Source organism: Lelliottia sp. F153 (assembly GCF_002870005.1).
Lineage (GTDB): Bacteria > Pseudomonadota > Gammaproteobacteria > Enterobacterales > Enterobacteriaceae > Enterobacter > Enterobacter nimipressuralis.
Window position 1 is genome coordinate 199,307 of the sequence record NZ_PKFT01000004.1, and the last position, 15,701, is coordinate 215,007.

A 15,701-nucleotide genomic window follows, 5' to 3' on the forward strand; every position below is an offset into this window, starting at 1 on the left:
GTTCCCTCTCCCATCGGGAGAGGGCAATGATCACTGTTTCAACAGCGCCAGAATGTCCTGCGTTCGTGCCTCCATCAGCGGAACGTCGGCACGCGACTCCACGTTCAGGCGTACCACCGGCTCGGTGTTCGACGAGCGCAAATTAAAGCGCCACTGCGGGAACGACATGCTGATCCCGTCCGTACGGTCGATTTCGAGGGCGTGCAGGGCAAAATGCTGCTCGACGCGGGCGATAGACTCGGCAGGCTGTTCCAGCTTGCTGTTGATTTCGCCGCTCGCCGGGAACGCCGCCATGCGGTCGCGCACCAGTTCGCCCAGGGTTTGTCCCTTCAGGCACAGCAGCTCGGTCACCAGCAGCCACGGGATCATCCCGCTGTCGCAGTATGCAAAATCACGGAAGTAATGGTGGGCGCTCATCTCGCCGCCATAAATGGCGTCTTCTTCGCGCATGCGCTCTTTAATGAACGCGTGACCGGTCTTCGACATCACCGGCGTGCCGCCCGCAGCGCTGACCACATCGACGGTGTTCCAGGAGAGACGCGGGTCGTGAATGATTTTCGCCCCCGGGTTTTTCTCAAGGAAGGCTTCAGCCAGCAGGCCGACAATGTAATAGCCCTCGATAAACTGGCCTTTTTCATCGAACAGGAAGCAGCGGTCGAAATCGCCGTCAAAGGCAATCCCCATATCCGCACCGTGCTCGATTACCGCGTTGCGGGTATCGTCGCGGCACTCTGGCAGCAGCGGGTTCGGGATCCCGTTCGGGAAGTTGCCATCCGGGGTGTTGTGGACTTTCACAAAGGTGACCGGCACGTTCAGCGCCTTAAAACGGGCTTCAAGGGCGTCCACTACCGGACCCGCCGCGCCGTTGCCGGAGTTAATCACCAGCTTCAGCGGCTTGAGGTTTGCCACGTTGATATACCCCAGCAGATGGTCGATATACGCGTTGCGCAGATCAATCTGCTGATAGCTGCCGCGTGCGGCCTCGTTCACCGGGGGGAAGTCGTTGGCTTCCGCCAGACGCTGCACGTCGCGAAGCCCAGTGTCGCCGCTGATCGGGCGCGCGCCTTCGCGCACCAGCTTCATGCCGTTGTAATCCATCGGATTATGGCTGGCCGTGACTTCGATGCCGCCGTCCACGCCCAGGTGGAAGGTGGCGAAATAGATCTCTTCGGTGCCGGACAGACCGATATCAAGCACATCCACACCGGCGTCCTGCAGCCCTTTCGCCAGCGCCAGTTTCAGCGCTTCACTGGTGAGACGCACATCGCCGCCGAGCACAATGGTTTTCGGTTTCAGGTATTCGCCGTACGCGCGGCCAATGCGCCACGCGATATCTTCATTCAGCTCTTCACCCAATTTGCCGCGAATATCGTAGGCTTTGAAACAGGTTAACTTATTCATGTTTTTACCCTTCTTCAGGCAACAGTCGGCCCTGACCAGAAAGTGGCCAAAAATTATCGTTGTCGTTATTTGCCGGATGGCGCAGTGCCACCGGGCATTGTTAACCGGTGCTAAACCCGCCCGTACCGATCCTGGAACCGGACAATATCGTCCTCTTCCAGATAGGAGCCGGATCGCACTTCGATCAGATCGAGAGGAATTTTCCCTGGGTTTTCCAGACAGTGCGTCGCGCCCAGCGGAATATAGATAGATTCGTTTTCGCCAAGCAGTTTGATCTCACCATCAATGGTGACTTTCGCCGTCCCCGCGACCACCACCCAGTGTTCGGCGCGATGATGATGCATCTGCACAGAAAGCCCCTCGCCCGGTTTCACGGTAATGCGCTTCACCTGATAGCGCTCGCCCGCGTCGATGGAGTCATATTTGCCCCACGGACGGTACACTTCGCGGTGAATGTGATGCTCATGACGGCCATCAGCTTTAATCTGCTCAACGACTTTTTTGACGTCCTGGACGGAGTTTCGGTCGGCAATCAGCACCGCGTCTTTAGTCTGTACCACCACCAGATCTTTGACGCCGACAGTGGTGACCAGGCCGGATTCCGCATAGACATAGCTGTTTTCGGTTTTGTGGCTGATGACATCGCCATGATGGACGTTGCCTTCCGCCGTATGGGCGCTGATTTCCCACAGAGAGGACCAAGAGCCGACATCGCTCCAGCCCGCATCCATCGGCACCACCACCGCGTCCGCCGTGCGCTCCATTACCGCGTAATCCACGGACTCTTCCGGGCAGGCGAGGAACGCCGCTTCATCCACGCGGATAAAGTCGAGATCCGGGTCTACCACCGCCATCGCTTTTTCGCAGGCGCGGAGAATATCCGGGCGATATTTTTCCAGCTCTTCCAGATAACGCCCTGCACGGAACAGGAACATCCCGCTATTCCAGTAGTATTCGCCGCTGCCGACATAGGCCTGAGCAGTTTCCAGATTCGGTTTTTCGACAAACTGCGCCACGTTAAAGGCCACGCTGTCGCCTTCTCCGGTTGTTACGTCGCCGCGACGGATATAGCCGTAGCCGGTTTCCGGGAGATCCGGCACGATGCCGAAGGTCACCAGTTTGCCGCTTTCCGCGTAAGGAATCGCGGCGCGCACCGCGTTACGGAAGGCGTCTTCCTGCTGAATCACATGGTCAGCCGCCAGCACCAGCATCAGCGGATCGCAATCGGGGCTGCTGCGTCGCGCGGCCAGTGCCGCCAGAGCGATCGCCGGGGCGGTATTACGGCCTGCCGGTTCCAGAATGATGTTCTCCGTCAGCTTATTCAGCTGACGCAGCTGTTCGGCGACAATAAAGCGGTGCTGCTCGTTGCAAATCACCACCGGACTTTCGCACTCCACGCCGTTCAGACGAGACACCGTCGTTTGCAGCATGGTGAGTTCCCCTTTCAGGCAGAGGAACTGCTTGGGATAGAGCACGCGGGACAGCGGCCACAACCGACTACCGGAGCCACCCGCCATCACGACCGGGTACAATTTATTCTGACTCATTATTCATCCCCGTATATCTGCAATAAATTGGCTAAGCACGTTCTCTTTTTCGAGCGTGCGTTCGGCATAATCACGTGCCACCGTATTCTCTTTAGGCATCGCAAGAGCCTGTTCAATCCCGGCGACCAGCGCCGTTACCGACTCCGGCTCAACGCAAACGGCGATCCCCGGATAGCTGTCGCACAGCTGGCCTAACTCGGTCTCCGGCTCGGCGGTGATGACCGCATTGCCGCCGACGGCCAAAATGTTGGTCAGCTTGGAGGGCAGAACCGCATCTGCGGCGCCGCGCTTTTGCACGACCAGGTGGCAATCGCCCATCTTCAGCAGGGCTGGCAGCGCTTCATAAGACTGAAGCGGGAAAAATTTCACGTTGTTCAGGCCGCGTTCGCTGACCATTTTCTCAAGCCGGGCTTTGCCACCGCCCTGCCCGACAATCACAAACATCCACGGGTGATTGCGAAGCTGCTGCGCGGCGTCGATAACGCTTTCCAGCCCCTGTTTTTCCCCGATGTTGCCTGAGTAAAGAATGATTTTTTGATCAGAAGGCAGACCGAGCTGGGTACGTAACGCCAGCGCATCGCTCTCCGTTACGTCGCGAAAACGCGCCACTTCGGACCAGTTCGGGAAAAAGATCACTTTCTGCGCCGGGACGCCCTTCTCCTGCGCTTTGTTCATCATCGAGCGCGAGATGGTTGAGACGTAATCGACGTTATGCAGGCCGCTGCGTTCAAAGGCGCTGGCCAGTTTCGCGACTTTTCCGCCTTTGCCTTTCCCGGCCATACCGAGGCCGAGCATCGCGTCGACTTCATAATCCTGAATGTGCAGCAGGGTGCGTGCGCCCGATAGTTTGCCCAGCAGGCGCATGCCTGGCGTACAAAACAGCGTCGGCACCACGCCAATAATGCGATCCGGCTTCCAGCGACGCTGGGCCATCAGCGGGAAGAAACTGCTCAGTGCAAAGCTTCCCAAATGCAGCAGGCGTTTTAGCGTCGAGGGCTGTTTCGGCACATACAGCGGGCAGCGCCAGACGGTCGCGTCCCCCTGCTCGCGGCGATAGCGCCAGCTGGAGTAGCGCTCGCCAACTTTCCATTCCGGGTAGTAAGGCGGGGCCGTAATGACCCGCACCTCGTGACCCTGACGGGTCATCCATTCGACCATCTCACCGGTGTACTTACCGATACCGGTTAGCTCCGGCGAGTAGTTGATGCCGTAGACCAAAATCTTCATAGTCCCGGCACCTCAGCCTGATGTTCCGCCAGGAAGTAGGCGCGACTGTTGTCGTGAACGTTGTCACTGGCCAGCAGCGCGGCCTGTTCCAGCCAGCGGTAATCGTCGTGCTGAGAATCAGGCAGACGCAGGTCTGCCTCACTCACCTTCAGGCGAAAACCGAGCACCACGTAATGGGTGCTGAAACCGGTGCCGGAAAAGTTATCGTCATAGAAGTGCTGCCAAACCCCGTAAAACTGGCCTGCCGCCATCGGCAGACGCAGCCCCAGCTCCGCCAGGGTGAGACGTTCAAACGCAGTGTCTAACATCTCATCCTTTTGCACGCGTCCTCCCGGAACAAACCAGAACCCTTGTGCCGGGCGATTGGTGCGTTTACCGAGCAGAAACTCACCGCGTTCGTTCTCCACGATCAAATCGATGGAGATCAGCGGAGTGGAGCGGACTACCGTGGCAAAATCTTCCTGACTTAAAAACATGATTACCCCCGGAAGCGATGCTGGTTTTCCAGGAACCACTGGTACGTACTCGCCAGTCCCTGTTCGAGCGACACTTCGTGATACCAGCCGAGCTGGTGCAGACGCGTCACGTCCAGCAATTTACGCGGTGTGCCGTCGGGCTTAGTGGCGTCGAACACCACGCGGCCTTTGTAGCCCACCACCTGGGCGATGGTCTGCGCCAGTTCGCGAATGGTGCAATCCACGCCGGTGCCAACGTTGATGTGCGACAGCATCGGCTGGGTGTTTTCAGCCCACACCTCGCGATCCAGTTCCATCACGTGAATGCTGGCGGCAGCCATGTCATCCACATGCAGGAATTCGCGCATCGGCGTCCCGCTGCCCCACACCACCACATCAGGCGTGTTGGCGGCGGTCGCTTCGTGGAAGCGGCGCAGCAGCGCCGGGATCACGTGCGAGTTACTCGGGTGGAAGTTATCGTTCGGGCCGTACAGATTGGTCGGCATCACCGAGCGATAGTCGCGGCCATACTGGCGGTTATAGGACTCGCACAGTTTGATCCCGGCAATCTTGGCGATGGCATACGGCTCGTTCGTCGCTTCCAGCGTACCCTGCAGCAGCTCGCTCTCGGCGATCGGCTGTTTGGCCAGCTTCGGGTAGATACAGGATGAGCCGAGGAACAGCAGCTTATTCACGTTGTGCAGATGCGCCGCGTGAATGATGTTGCTCTCAATCATCATGTTTTCGTAGATGAAATCCGCTGGGTAGCTGTTGTTGGCGACAATGCCGCCCACTTTCGCTGCCGCCAGATACACCTGGTCAATGCGTTCGTTAGCAAAGAACTGCTGCACCGCCTGGCTGTCCAGCAGGTTCAGCTCGTCGCGGGTGCGAAGAATCAGCTCTGCATCGCCGCGCTGTTCCAGCTGGCGAACGATGGCCGATCCCACCATTCCACGATGACCGGCGACAAAAATACGTTGTTTGGTCATGACTCAGGACTCCAGCGCGATGGCAACCTCGTAGCCATGGGACTTCAGCAGGGAGTGTTTTTTCGCTGCTTCGAGATCGTGGGCAACCATTTCAGAGACCATCTCCTGCAGAGTGATTTCCGGTTTCCAGCCCAGTTTTTCGTGCGCTTTGGTTGGGTCGCCGAGCAGGGTTTCCACTTCCGCAGGACGGAAGTAACGCGGGTCAACCTGAACAATCACGTCGCCCGGTTTCACGCCCGGTGCATCGTGACCGGTCACAGAAACCACCACACCACGCTCTTCAACGCCGGTGCCTTCAAAGCGCAGTTTGATACCGAGCTGTGCGGCTGCCATTTCAACGAACTGACGCACGGAGTACTGCACGCCGGTGGCAATCACGAAATCTTCCGGTTTGTCCTGCTGCAGCATCATCCACTGCATTTTCACGTAGTCTTTCGCATGGCCCCAGTCACGCAGGGAGTCCATGTTGCCGAGGTGCAGGCAGGATTCCAGGCCCTGAGCGATGTTAGCGATCGCACGGGTGATTTTACGGGTCACGAAGGTTTCGCCACGGCGTGGGGATTCGTGGTTGAACAGAATGCCGTTACAGGCGTACATGCCGTAGGATTCGCGGTAGTTCACGGTGATCCAGTAAGCGTAGAGTTTGGCGACAGCGTAAGGAGAGCGCGGGTAGAACGGCGTGGTCTCTTTCTGTGGGATTTCCTGCACCAGGCCGTACAGCTCAGAGGTGGATGCCTGGTAGAAACGGGTTTTCTTTTCCAGACCCAGGAAGCGGATGGCTTCCAGCAGGCGCAGCGTGCCCATACCATCGACGTCTGCGGTGTATTCCGGGGATTCGAAGGAGACAGCCACGTGGCTCATTGCGCCCAGGTTGTACACTTCATCCGGCTGCACTTCCTGCAGGATACGGGTCAGGTTGGAGCTGTCGGTCAGGTCGCCGTAGTGCAGATGGAATTTCGGGTTTGCAGCATGCGGATCCTGATAGATGTGGTCCACACGCTCGGTGTTGAACGAAGAAGCGCGGCGTTTAATGCCATGAACTTCATACCCTTTCTCCAGCAGAAACTCCGCCAGATAAGAACCATCCTGCCCGGTAACGCCGGTGATGAGAGCGACTTTAGACATGTTTATATTCCTCTACTTATCGAATTTAATCAGTTTCAACGCGTTCGCGTATCACCACTGCGGGGTTGCCACGGCAAATCTTATTTGCCGGTAGCGATTTAAAAACGCTGCTGCGGGCGCCAATAACGGTGCCATCGCCAACAGAAACACCAGGTGCAACAAAAACATCTGTCGCCAGCCAGCATTTTTCGCCAATCACAATAGGCGTGGCGTTAATATCGAAATGCTGACTCATAAAATCGTGACTGCCGGTGCACAAATAACACTTTTGTGACACCACAGAGTGGGCGCCAATCGTAATATCGCCCAGGGTATATAACACCGCGTCATCACCCACCCAGGCGTAATCACCGAGGGTTAATTTCCATGGATAGGTAATTTTCACGGACGGGCGAATAACCACATTTTTGCCAATTTTTGCGCCAAATAAACGCAACAAAAAGGCTCGCCAGCGATACAGCACCTGCGGTGACCAGGCAAATAATGTTGCCTGAACCGCCCACCACAGCTGCACTTTTATTCCATTTCCACCGCGAAAACCTTTCGGGACGGTAAAACCACTGAGATCCTGCATCACCTTTCCTTATATTCAGGCTTTGTTATATAAGGCTTTCGTTTTGCCCGTCGTTTTCAGACGTAATAAATAGGATAATTCCGCCCAGAAGCCGGGTACGCGCAATATGTTGCGCTGGACTTTTTTAGCATCCTGGCATAATTCCAGATTATTCGAGGTTGACACCCCCCCCATCGAGAATTCCGATACCAGCCCTTTAATTCGACGGAACGGATAACCGGATTTATACAGACTGGCGGCCAGTGCATAATCAGATGACACTTTGTATTGCAAATCGTACGGGTGTTTTTTCAGGCCCGCCGTCGGGAAGAAAATCGCCTGATGGCTGGCAGGCAAACTGTGGTAGATATACCAGCCGCTTTTGGCGCTACGACGAATTTTAGTGCCATCGCCGAAATCGAGCAGCGCATCACCGATAAACATGGCTTCTTCTTTCTGGCGCGACAGCTGACGGGCAAACAGCGCCACATCGTCGTGGAAAACATCACCGGAATTGAGGAAGATCGCATAGCGTCCTTGCGCCATGTCGATGCCTTTATTCATCGCATCGTAAATGCCTTTGTCTTTCTCGCTGATGTAACGTAAGTTGAACTCACCGTTGAGTTTTTCCAGAAACTCCGCTGTGCCATCGTCAGAGCCGCCGTCGACCACAATCCATTCAAACGTGAGGCTGGGATCGCGGGCCAGATTGCGCAGCGAGCGCCAGGTTTTGACAACCCCTTCGTGATTGCGAAAAGCGACTGTAATGACGCTAAGAAACATAAACCACCTCGTTTCGTCATACGTTCGTAATATTAAGCGCTTTGCGCAGAATAAACGGACAGACAATTAAGAATGCATATTCCGGGCTAAATATTGACCCGGTAAAAAACAGCGACACCGGCGTAAAAAGATAAAGCTGCACACGGAAATTCTGATTATCACCAAACGCGTTAATCATCATTTTGAACACTTTAAACAGGTACCATGCTGTTAACAGTACAGCGAACCAGGAAAAGTAAATAATTAACAGATACAGCCCATTGTCTATGGTTTTACCGACATCCGCACCGTTAAAGATTCCGAATGATGCAACATATTCGTAAAGTGAGCCAAATCTGACTACGCCATCAATATGGGTTAATGAATACCCCACCATCACCAGTGGCCCAATGATACGATAATATGATGACGAACCTTCCGTGCCTAAATCACCGAGACGCGTGGCGATGTAGGGGAATGCAAAAACAATACCCACTAAAAATACGGCTAATGAAATGATAGCCAAGGGTAGTTTTTTCTTAATCGCGTCTTTATTCAGGTACTGAAAGGCCCACTCCAGCAGGTAAAACAAGATAAATGTCATTACCCCGGAGAAAGAGCCTGACAGAACAATCCCTGCAAGAATCATAGCATCGGTCTTAGGGGTTTTGATACCAAACTGTTTGATGCTGAGCCAAATTGAGATTAGTGCCAGAGCAAAAAACGCCGGTTCAAAATAAAGCGCAGTGGTGCGTTTGCCACCAAATTTAATGAAGTTCAGAACATAGCTATTACTGTAAATCAGATATTTCGAAATCATCTCCATCAGGCTACTGCCGCCGGTCAAAATAATTTGCGCCATTTCCATGGCGGCAAGCATAACAATGAACGCAACGGCAATATAAAAGAACCTAAGGATTTTCCGATAATTGTGCGGCGAAATAGTTTTAAACCGAATACTCCACACCATGCCAATAATAATGACGATATAGACAAATAACATGGTGGAGGTGACGTACTTGCTGGCATCCAGCGACTGACCAAAGATGTAGTTAAATGCCGTTAAGCCAAACCCCAGCCCCAGGGCAATCATCAGTTTCTTCACGCTAATTTTGTCGACATAGAGCAGCAACAAAAGCGGTAAGAAAGTCACGATGGTGATCGGGAAGCTTTCGCCGAGCTGGGCAATTTTGACGTTAACCAGCAGATAGATCAGCGGCAACAGCAGGTAGCTACAGATTCTGATAGAACGAGACATACTCCTCCAGCATCTGTTCACCGCTGTAAGCCTTGCGGCTGCGGTTGCGGAACGATTCCAGGCTGGTGTTAAAAACAGCCTGCGCGATCTCGGCTTTTGATCGTTGCACCAGCGGCAGCACCTCGTGCTCGCTGAAGGTTTTGCCGCCTGATTTCTCCAGCACTTCGCGCGCGGCGTCGCTGTGGGTGGCGATCACCGGCACGCCGATGGAGAGCGCTTCGCACAAAATCAGCGGGTAGTTGTCCACGCGAGAGCTAAACACCAGCGCGTCCATGCCGTTCAGGGCGCTCATCAGCTTGCGTTTATCCGTCTCAAAGCCGTGATTAATCACGTTCGGCCCTTCAAACGGCGAGAATTTGCCGAAGGTGTGCAGCTCAATTTTGTCGCCGAGCGCCATCATGTCGCGCACCAGCTGTTGATTGGTTTTGCCGTCATAGCGCAGATCGTGTGCAACCACCGCAATTTTCGGCTTACCCGGCGTTACTGCAACCGGTGTGAGTTCCGCCAGAATGTCTTCGGTCGCCACATCAATGCCGTTATTGATAATTTTGCAGCGCCCGACGCCATACAGGCTGTTAAAGGCATCCGCCACGTGCTGGCTCGGAGAGATAAAGTGGCAGCCGAGGGCCATCATATCGCGGAACAGCTGACGTTTTCCCGCCACCAGCTGGTGCGCGCGATCCACTTTCACCGGCGGATAGTTGCTGAGCGTCGGGCATTTCTGACAGTGCGTTTTCCAGCCTTCGCAGCCATCGGTGAACGCGCAGCGTCCGGTAACGCTCCAGTGATCGTGCAGGGTCCAGACAAACGTGGTGTCCGGCTTGTGCGCCTGCACGTTCTCACAAAAGGCAACCACCTCTTCGAGTTTCAGCCAGTAGCTGTGCATAACGTGGAAATGCAGAACCACCGGGCCGGGGGTGCGCGTCACGGTGCGGTAGAGGTTATTCAGATTGCCGAACAGATCGCGGTTGAACAGACGAAACAGCGCGATGTTGGCCACCGATGTCAGACGCGGGGTCTGCTTCAGGACGTGCGGATAGTTATCATGACTGACGCTTTTTTTACCGCCCTTGCCGTAGCCATACACAAAGCGGGACTTGAACCCTTTTTGTAGCGCACGCTGATGCAGATCCAGCGCCACACCGGCCGCCCCGCCTTCGGCAAGACGGACGTTAAATTGCAGAATATTCATTTCAACACCTTCACGCGGGCTTTTTCACCCACCACCAGCGCGTTATCCGGGATGCTGTCCAGCACCACGCTCCCCGCGCCAATAGTGACGTTGTTGCCAACGGTAATCTCACCAATCATCACCACATTGGCCCCCAGCTCGACGTTGTTGCCAATCACCGGGCAGGCCAGGCTGTCCGGGCCACGGTTACCAATAGTGACGCCGTGGCGAACGGTGAAATCATCACCCGCGACCACGAATTTATTGATAACGATGGCGTAGCCGTGGTGAATGGTAAAACGTCGTCCGATGGTGGCCGCCGCCTGGATTTCATAGCCAAACAGGCATTCAGTGATGATGCGGTACAGCACCAGAACCGGCGCTGCCCACAGGTTATTGAGCACATTCTTCTTGCGCCAGACGGAGCAGAAATGGGCGATGCGATACGCCAGAACCATGCAGCACGGGCGCAGGCTCCAGCTGTTTGCGCGGCAATCTTCCAGAATCATTATTTCCCCCGCAGCCCGTCGGCCAGACGCTTAGTGTTTCGCACGGAAAAGAGCGTCAGCAGCGTGCGCCAGTTCATGCGCTTATTGCGGATCTGATAGAGGGTAAACAGCTGATATTTACGGCTGGCACGGTCGAACTTGTCCTTGTGCTTGCGATAAAAGTGGAAGTAGCCGGAGAATTTTTTCGGCGATGAGGTGATCTGCATTTCACCGTGATTGATGTGCAGAATTTGCGTGGCGTCATCCACTTTCCAGGGTTCGCCATACTCCACCACCATGCGCAGGAAAATGTCGTAGTCCTGCGCCGCTTTCAGTTCCGTATCGAACAGGCACTCTTTGAAGCGCCATGCCCAGGTAAAGACCTGGTTGCCGATGATATTGCGTTTGTAAAACAGACGGCGCGAGTACGGTGATTTCGGGTACAGCGGCAGGCTGGCAGGCTGGGAGTAAACTTCGCCCTGGCAGACATAGTCGTTGGCATACAGAAACGCGTGGGTGACCAGCTGATGTTTATGCGCCAGAAAGGTCGACAGACGGTTGGGCGTCCACTCGTCGTCGTCATCGATTCCGGTCAGGAACTCCCCTTTCGCCTGCAAAATCGCCTGGTTGCGCACCGCGCACGCCCCGGAGTTGATGGCGTTGTGGGTATACATCACACGCGGGTCGTTCAGCTCGGTGACAAATTTTTGCAACTGCTCGAAGGATGACGAGCAATCATCCACGATGATCAATTCCCAGTGGTCATAGTCCTGACGTAAAACCGATTTAATCGCGCGGATCGCCAGCTGCTGACGATTCCAGGTTGGCATATAGATGGAGATCAAAGGGCGTGGTGTTGTCATTTTATTCCCCGGATGGCTTGTTGCCCTCACCCCTGCCCTCTCCCACTGGAAGAGGGAATTAAGGATAGGGTGAGGGAAAACGATTATTTACTGTCAGACTTATATTCGTACTCGTAATACCCGTAATCCTGGTACCCGGTTGCGCGGCGGAAGATAGAGTTCAGAATCACCCCTTTCACTTCGATGCCGTTCTGCTCGAAGCGACTCAGGCTGGTTTCCACCTCTTTCAGGGTGTTCACCGCATAGCGCGCCACCATCAGGGTGGTCCCGGCGTGGCGGCCCACAATCGCGGCGTCGGTGACGGCCAGAATTGGCGGCGTATCAATCAGCACCAGGTCGTAGTGTTCACTCGCCCATTTCACCAGTTGCGCGAAACGTTCGCTCATCAGCAGTTCGGACGGATTCGGTGGCACCTGGCCGCGCGGCACAAGGTCAAAATTGGTAATGGAGGTCGGCTTGGCGCACTGGCTGATCTCCCCTTTGCCGAGCAGAATTTCCGACAGACCGTTGACGTTGTTGGTGCCAAGCAGTTCGTGGGTGTAACCCTTGCGCATATCGCAGTCGATCAGCAGCACACGTTTGTTGGTCTGACTGATTACCGCCGCGAGGTTGGCACACACGAAGGTTTTACCAATCGACGGGCTGACCCCGGTGAGCATCAGGACGTTATTTTTGGCCTGCATCATGGCGAAGTGCAGGCTGGTACGCAGGCTGCGCACCGCTTCAATCGCCAGATCCGTTGGGTTACCCACGGCCAGCAGCTGGCTCTGTTTGTATCGTTTGACCCCTTTGACCGTTTTGACGCTATCGCGCGACTTCTGCCATTCCGACAGCGGAATGCTGGCATAGACGCTGATACCGTTCTCTTCGAGGACCTGCGGGCTTTCGATACCGCGGTTAAACAGGGAGCGCAGCAGCACACCGACGATGGAGAGCATCAGGCCGAGAATAATGCTGCCGAAAATGATCAGCGCTTTCTTCGGTTTCAGCACGCCAGGCTGGGTGATAGCGGAGTCAACGATGCGCACGTCACCGACGGTACTGGCTTCGGTGATTTTCAGCTCCTGCTGTTTATTCAGCAGCTGCATGTACACCTGCTGGCCCGACTCCACATCGCGCGTCAGACGCACAATTTCCTGCTGGGTTTTCGGCATCGCGGTGACGCGGTTGTTGAGTTTCGATTTCTCATCTTCCAGCGCCTGGCGTTTTTCCAGCAGCGTGCGGTAAGCCGGGTGGCGTTTGGTGTAAAGCTTGGAGATTTCCGCTTCTTTGAAGGTCAGCTCGTTTAACTGGGCATCGATGTTAACCATCGAATCGAGCACCGATTTCGCTTCCAGTGGCAGATCGACGGAGTCTTTCTGCTGGCGATAGGCGTTAAGTTTGTTCTCCGCGTCATCCAGACGGGTACGCACTTCCGGCAGCTGTTTCGCGAGGAAAGCGAGGCTCTTCGCCGCCTCTTCCGACTTGCGCTCCACGTTCTGCTCAAGGTAGTTACGGGTAATGCTGTTCAGGACGTTGCGGATCATCTCCTTATCTTCACCGGTAAAGCTCAGGCTCAGCACGCCCGTGTCTTTACCATTTTCGGTGACGGTCAGGTTGTTTTGCAGATTGTTGATCATGCCAAGCGTTGAAAATTTGCTGACGGTAAATTCACCGCCCTCAGCCGCCTGAATGGCGCTGACCATCATGGTGACACCGTTTTTAGACAGCAACTGCCCCACTTCGCCGCGTGCGCTAAAGCCCGCATCGCTGGTCAGTTCATACTGTTTGGGGCCGAGCACCGTCAGGGTGAACACCTGATCCGCCGAACCTTTTGGCAGGGTAAAGGTGGTGACTTTAACGGTATCGTTTTGACGCCCCATCAGTCGGTCCCAACCGGCACCAAACACCGGGAAGGTGTTTTTGCTGACGGCGATATCCAGGTCGAGATCGTCAACGGTTTTTCCGAGGACCATGCGCGACTGAATCAGCTGGATTTCCGCATCGGACGCCGGTGGCTTATTCGCCAGCGCTGAACCGATATCCTGCACCAGTGAGTTACCGGAGTTTTGCTCGATCTGCACCAGCGCATCGGCACTGTAGATAGGCGTAGCAAACAGGGTGTAGATCACGGCGGCGATCGCAAAAACCGCGGTAATGCCCAGCACCCACCAGCGCGCCTCGACCACCGTCCCGATCAGACGGCCAATATCAATTTCATCACTGCCCGAGATCGGGGCGGCAGAAGGTTTTGTTTTTTCTGTCATTGTTATCCCTGCTGAGCTTTCAGTGCCTGCGCCCACTGTTGGGCAGACTGGTCTAGTAAGGTATAAACCGCCTCAAATGCCTCACGGCTCTTGCGATACGGATCGGGAATTTCGCGCTCACTGTCCCAGTGACCAAACAGCATCACTTTGCCGCGCATCTCCGGTGCGATTTCGCACAGCGCACTAATGTGGCGTTTTTCCATCGCGAGGATCAGATCGTACTCCCGGCACATCCGGCCAGAGACCTGACGGGCCACGTGCCCGTCCAGGGAGAGGTTATGCGACTTCGCCACGCTCGTTGCGCGCTCATCCGCCCCCTTCCCCACCAGCGCCCCCAGCCCTGCGGAGTCCACCACCAGATCGGGCTGATAATTTTTCAGCAACCGTTCAGCCGTTGGGGAACGGCAAATGTTCCCCACGCACACCACCAGAATTTTGTTAAACATCGCGGGTTACCAGGTATGAATGTCGCGCGCCGTGTCCGTCATGTAGCGAACGCCACTGATGGTTGGCAGCAACTGGTTGATCAGACGGTTCCAGCGTGTGACTGGCGCGGTAGTGACATAGACCACATCGTATGGCTGCAGACGGAATTCCGTCGCCATCACCAGGGAGGTCGCATCGGACATATCCAGCTGATAGATGTTGGCAATCTTGCCTTTCGCACTGCCCTCGCCTTTCAGCGGACGGATCACGAAGATGCCGCTGGCGTTAGACGACGTCAGATCCAGACCTTCTGCATTCCCCAGCGCTTCAGTCAGGGTCATGCCGCTGAAGTCCATTTTGAGGGTGCTCTGTTTTTTAACTTCGCCCATCACGAACACTTTCAGATCGTCGTTGCGCGGCACAAACAGAATGTCGCCCGGATAGAGCAGACGGTTTTGGCTCAAATCGCCGTTCTGCATCAGCGCCTGGAGCGAAATGCGCTCCTCTTTGCCGTTATGCGTCAGCACCACGTTGCGCCAGTCGGCCGCGTCCGTTAACCCGCCCGCGGTGTTGATGGCGTCGAGAATGGTCAGCGGTACGTTGGTGATCGCCTGCTGGCCTGATTTATTGACCTGGCCGGAGACGTAGGCTTTCTGCGAACGGAATGCGGCGATATTAACGTCCACCTGCGGGTCAGCGATGTACTGCGCTAAACGGCCGGTAATATCACTACGAATTTCTGCGAGGGTTTTCCCCACGACGTGCACTTTACCGATGTATGGATAGAACATGGTGCCATCAGGCTGCACCCAGTTACCGGTGTCGCTGGAGCTGCGGTATTGCCCTGCGGGAGTGGTCAGTTCCGGGTGATCCCAGACGGTGACGCTCACAACGTCGCCCGGCCCCACGCGGTATTGATAAGAGGCAATTTCCTGATCCAGAGACATATTCGGCTGCGCAACATTCGGACGCGGGCGTAATTGTTCGACGATACGCGGCGTTAATGGATAAACATTCACCATTTTGTCGAGATCAAAATCAGCATCCTGTTGCTTGATCACATCCTTGCCCATTGTTGACATATTGCTGCCGGGAAAGACCGTACAACCACTCATCAAGGTCACAGACACCAATAATGGCATCAATTTCATTTTGGATTTCATCATTGATTATTTATCACTTTGGCAGAG

General features: G+C 55.2%; 15 protein-coding genes. All 15 read right to left on the reverse strand.

What is annotated here, in order from left to right:
• Positions 1 to 30 precede the first annotated feature (30 nt).
• The 15 genes from cpsG to F153LOC_RS13075 all read right to left on the reverse strand — a co-directional run bounded on the left by cpsG (position 31) and on the right by F153LOC_RS13075 (position 15,677).
• Positions 31 to 1,401, reverse strand: a complete 1,371-nt coding sequence (gene cpsG, locus F153LOC_RS13005; protein WP_102104090.1) for a colanic acid biosynthesis phosphomannomutase CpsG — start codon at positions 1,399 to 1,401, stop codon at positions 31 to 33.
• 110 nt (positions 1,402 to 1,511) lie between these two features.
• Positions 1,512 to 2,948, reverse strand: coding sequence for a mannose-1-phosphate guanyltransferase (gene cpsB, locus F153LOC_RS13010; RefSeq protein ID WP_102104091.1), 1,437 nt, complete (start codon positions 2,946 to 2,948; stop codon positions 1,512 to 1,514).
• A 3-nt stretch (positions 2,949 to 2,951) separates the two neighbouring features.
• Complete coding sequence (gene wcaI / locus F153LOC_RS13015) at positions 2,952 to 4,175, reverse strand: colanic acid biosynthesis fucosyltransferase WcaI (protein WP_102104092.1); 1,224 nt, start codon at positions 4,173 to 4,175, stop codon at positions 2,952 to 2,954.
• Complete coding sequence (locus F153LOC_RS13020) at positions 4,172 to 4,651, reverse strand: GDP-mannose mannosyl hydrolase (RefSeq protein WP_102104093.1); 480 nt, start codon at positions 4,649 to 4,651, stop codon at positions 4,172 to 4,174. Before F153LOC_RS13020 ends, wcaI begins: the two co-directional genes overlap by 4 nt.
• Positions 4,652 to 4,653: 2 nt before the next feature.
• Positions 4,654 to 5,619 carry a GDP-L-fucose synthase gene (locus F153LOC_RS13025; RefSeq protein WP_102104094.1) on the reverse strand — a complete coding sequence of 322 codons (966 nt, stop codon included), beginning with the start codon at positions 5,617 to 5,619 and terminating at the stop codon, positions 4,654 to 4,656.
• Between the two features lie 3 nt (positions 5,620 to 5,622).
• Positions 5,623 to 6,744, reverse strand: coding sequence for a GDP-mannose 4,6-dehydratase (gene gmd / locus F153LOC_RS13030; protein ID WP_100779613.1), 1,122 nt, complete (start codon positions 6,742 to 6,744; stop codon positions 5,623 to 5,625).
• A gap of 25 nt (positions 6,745 to 6,769) precedes the next feature.
• Positions 6,770 to 7,318: a colanic acid biosynthesis acetyltransferase WcaF gene (wcaF, locus tag F153LOC_RS13035; protein WP_102104095.1), complete on the reverse strand. Its 549-nt coding sequence runs from the start codon at positions 7,316 to 7,318 to the stop codon at positions 6,770 to 6,772.
• Positions 7,319 to 7,333: 15 nt separating this feature from the next.
• Entirely contained in the window at positions 7,334 to 8,080 is a 747-nt protein-coding gene (wcaE, locus tag F153LOC_RS13040; RefSeq protein ID WP_100779611.1) for a colanic acid biosynthesis glycosyltransferase WcaE, read from the reverse strand.
• 16 nt (positions 8,081 to 8,096) lie between these two features.
• Positions 8,097 to 9,317, reverse strand: coding sequence for a colanic acid polymerase WcaD (gene wcaD / locus F153LOC_RS13045; RefSeq protein ID WP_100779610.1), 1,221 nt, complete (start codon positions 9,315 to 9,317; stop codon positions 8,097 to 8,099).
• The gene (gene wcaC / locus F153LOC_RS13050; RefSeq protein ID WP_102104096.1) at positions 9,292 to 10,509 is read right to left on the reverse strand and encodes a colanic acid biosynthesis glycosyltransferase WcaC; all 1,218 of its coding nucleotides are present in this window, start codon (positions 10,507 to 10,509) and stop codon (positions 9,292 to 9,294) included. Before wcaC ends, wcaD begins: the two co-directional genes overlap by 26 nt.
• A complete protein-coding gene (wcaB, locus tag F153LOC_RS13055) occupies positions 10,506 to 10,994 on the reverse strand; it encodes a colanic acid biosynthesis acetyltransferase WcaB (protein WP_102104145.1) in 489 nt (162 codons plus the stop codon). Before wcaB ends, wcaC begins: the two co-directional genes overlap by 4 nt.
• Before the next feature lie 2 nt (positions 10,995 to 10,996).
• Entirely contained in the window at positions 10,997 to 11,839 is an 843-nt protein-coding gene (wcaA, locus tag F153LOC_RS13060) for a colanic acid biosynthesis glycosyltransferase WcaA (RefSeq protein ID WP_100779608.1), read from the reverse strand.
• Between the two features lie 83 nt (positions 11,840 to 11,922).
• The gene (wzc, locus tag F153LOC_RS13065; protein WP_100779607.1) at positions 11,923 to 14,085 is read right to left on the reverse strand and encodes a tyrosine-protein kinase Wzc; all 2,163 of its coding nucleotides are present in this window, start codon (positions 14,083 to 14,085) and stop codon (positions 11,923 to 11,925) included.
• Between the two features lie 2 nt (positions 14,086 to 14,087).
• Positions 14,088 to 14,531 (reverse strand): low molecular weight protein-tyrosine-phosphatase Wzb, encoded by a 444-nt coding sequence (gene wzb / locus F153LOC_RS13070; RefSeq protein WP_100779606.1) that lies wholly within the window; start codon positions 14,529 to 14,531, stop codon positions 14,088 to 14,090.
• A gap of 6 nt (positions 14,532 to 14,537) precedes the next feature.
• Positions 14,538 to 15,677: a polysaccharide export protein gene (locus tag F153LOC_RS13075; RefSeq protein WP_100779605.1), complete on the reverse strand. Its 1,140-nt coding sequence runs from the start codon at positions 15,675 to 15,677 to the stop codon at positions 14,538 to 14,540.
• Between the last annotated feature and the right edge of the window lie 24 nt (positions 15,678 to 15,701).

Bases quoted from the DNA above. Each gene is read 5' to 3' on its own strand.
- cpsG (WP_102104090.1), bottom strand. From the start codon at position 1,401: ATGAATAAGTTAACCTGTTTCAAAGCCTACGATATTCGCGGCAAATTG.
- cpsB (WP_102104091.1), bottom strand. From the start codon at position 2,948: ATGAGTCAGAATAAATTGTACCCGGTCGTGATGGCGGGTGGCTCCGGT.
- wcaI (WP_102104092.1), bottom strand. From the start codon at position 4,175: ATGAAGATTTTGGTCTACGGCATCAACTACTCGCCGGAGCTAACCGGT.
- F153LOC_RS13020 (WP_102104093.1), bottom strand. From the start codon at position 4,651: ATGTTTTTAAGTCAGGAAGATTTTGCCACGGTAGTCCGCTCCACTCCG.
- F153LOC_RS13025 (WP_102104094.1), bottom strand. From the start codon at position 5,619: ATGACCAAACAACGTATTTTTGTCGCCGGTCATCGTGGAATGGTGGGA.
- gmd (WP_100779613.1), bottom strand. From the start codon at position 6,744: ATGTCTAAAGTCGCTCTCATCACCGGCGTTACCGGGCAGGATGGTTCT.
- wcaF (WP_102104095.1), bottom strand. From the start codon at position 7,318: ATGCAGGATCTCAGTGGTTTTACCGTCCCGAAAGGTTTTCGCGGTGGA.
- wcaE (WP_100779611.1), bottom strand. From the start codon at position 8,080: ATGTTTCTTAGCGTCATTACAGTCGCTTTTCGCAATCACGAAGGGGTT.
- wcaD (WP_100779610.1), bottom strand. From the start codon at position 9,317: ATGTCTCGTTCTATCAGAATCTGTAGCTACCTGCTGTTGCCGCTGATC.
- wcaC (WP_102104096.1), bottom strand. From the start codon at position 10,509: ATGAATATTCTGCAATTTAACGTCCGTCTTGCCGAAGGCGGGGCGGCC.
- wcaA (WP_100779608.1), bottom strand. From the start codon at position 11,839: ATGACAACACCACGCCCTTTGATCTCCATCTATATGCCAACCTGGAAT.
- wzc (WP_100779607.1), bottom strand. From the start codon at position 14,085: ATGACAGAAAAAACAAAACCTTCTGCCGCCCCGATCTCGGGCAGTGAT.
- wzb (WP_100779606.1), bottom strand. From the start codon at position 14,531: ATGTTTAACAAAATTCTGGTGGTGTGCGTGGGGAACATTTGCCGTTCC.
- F153LOC_RS13075 (WP_100779605.1), bottom strand. From the start codon at position 15,677: ATGATGAAATCCAAAATGAAATTGATGCCATTATTGGTGTCTGTGACC.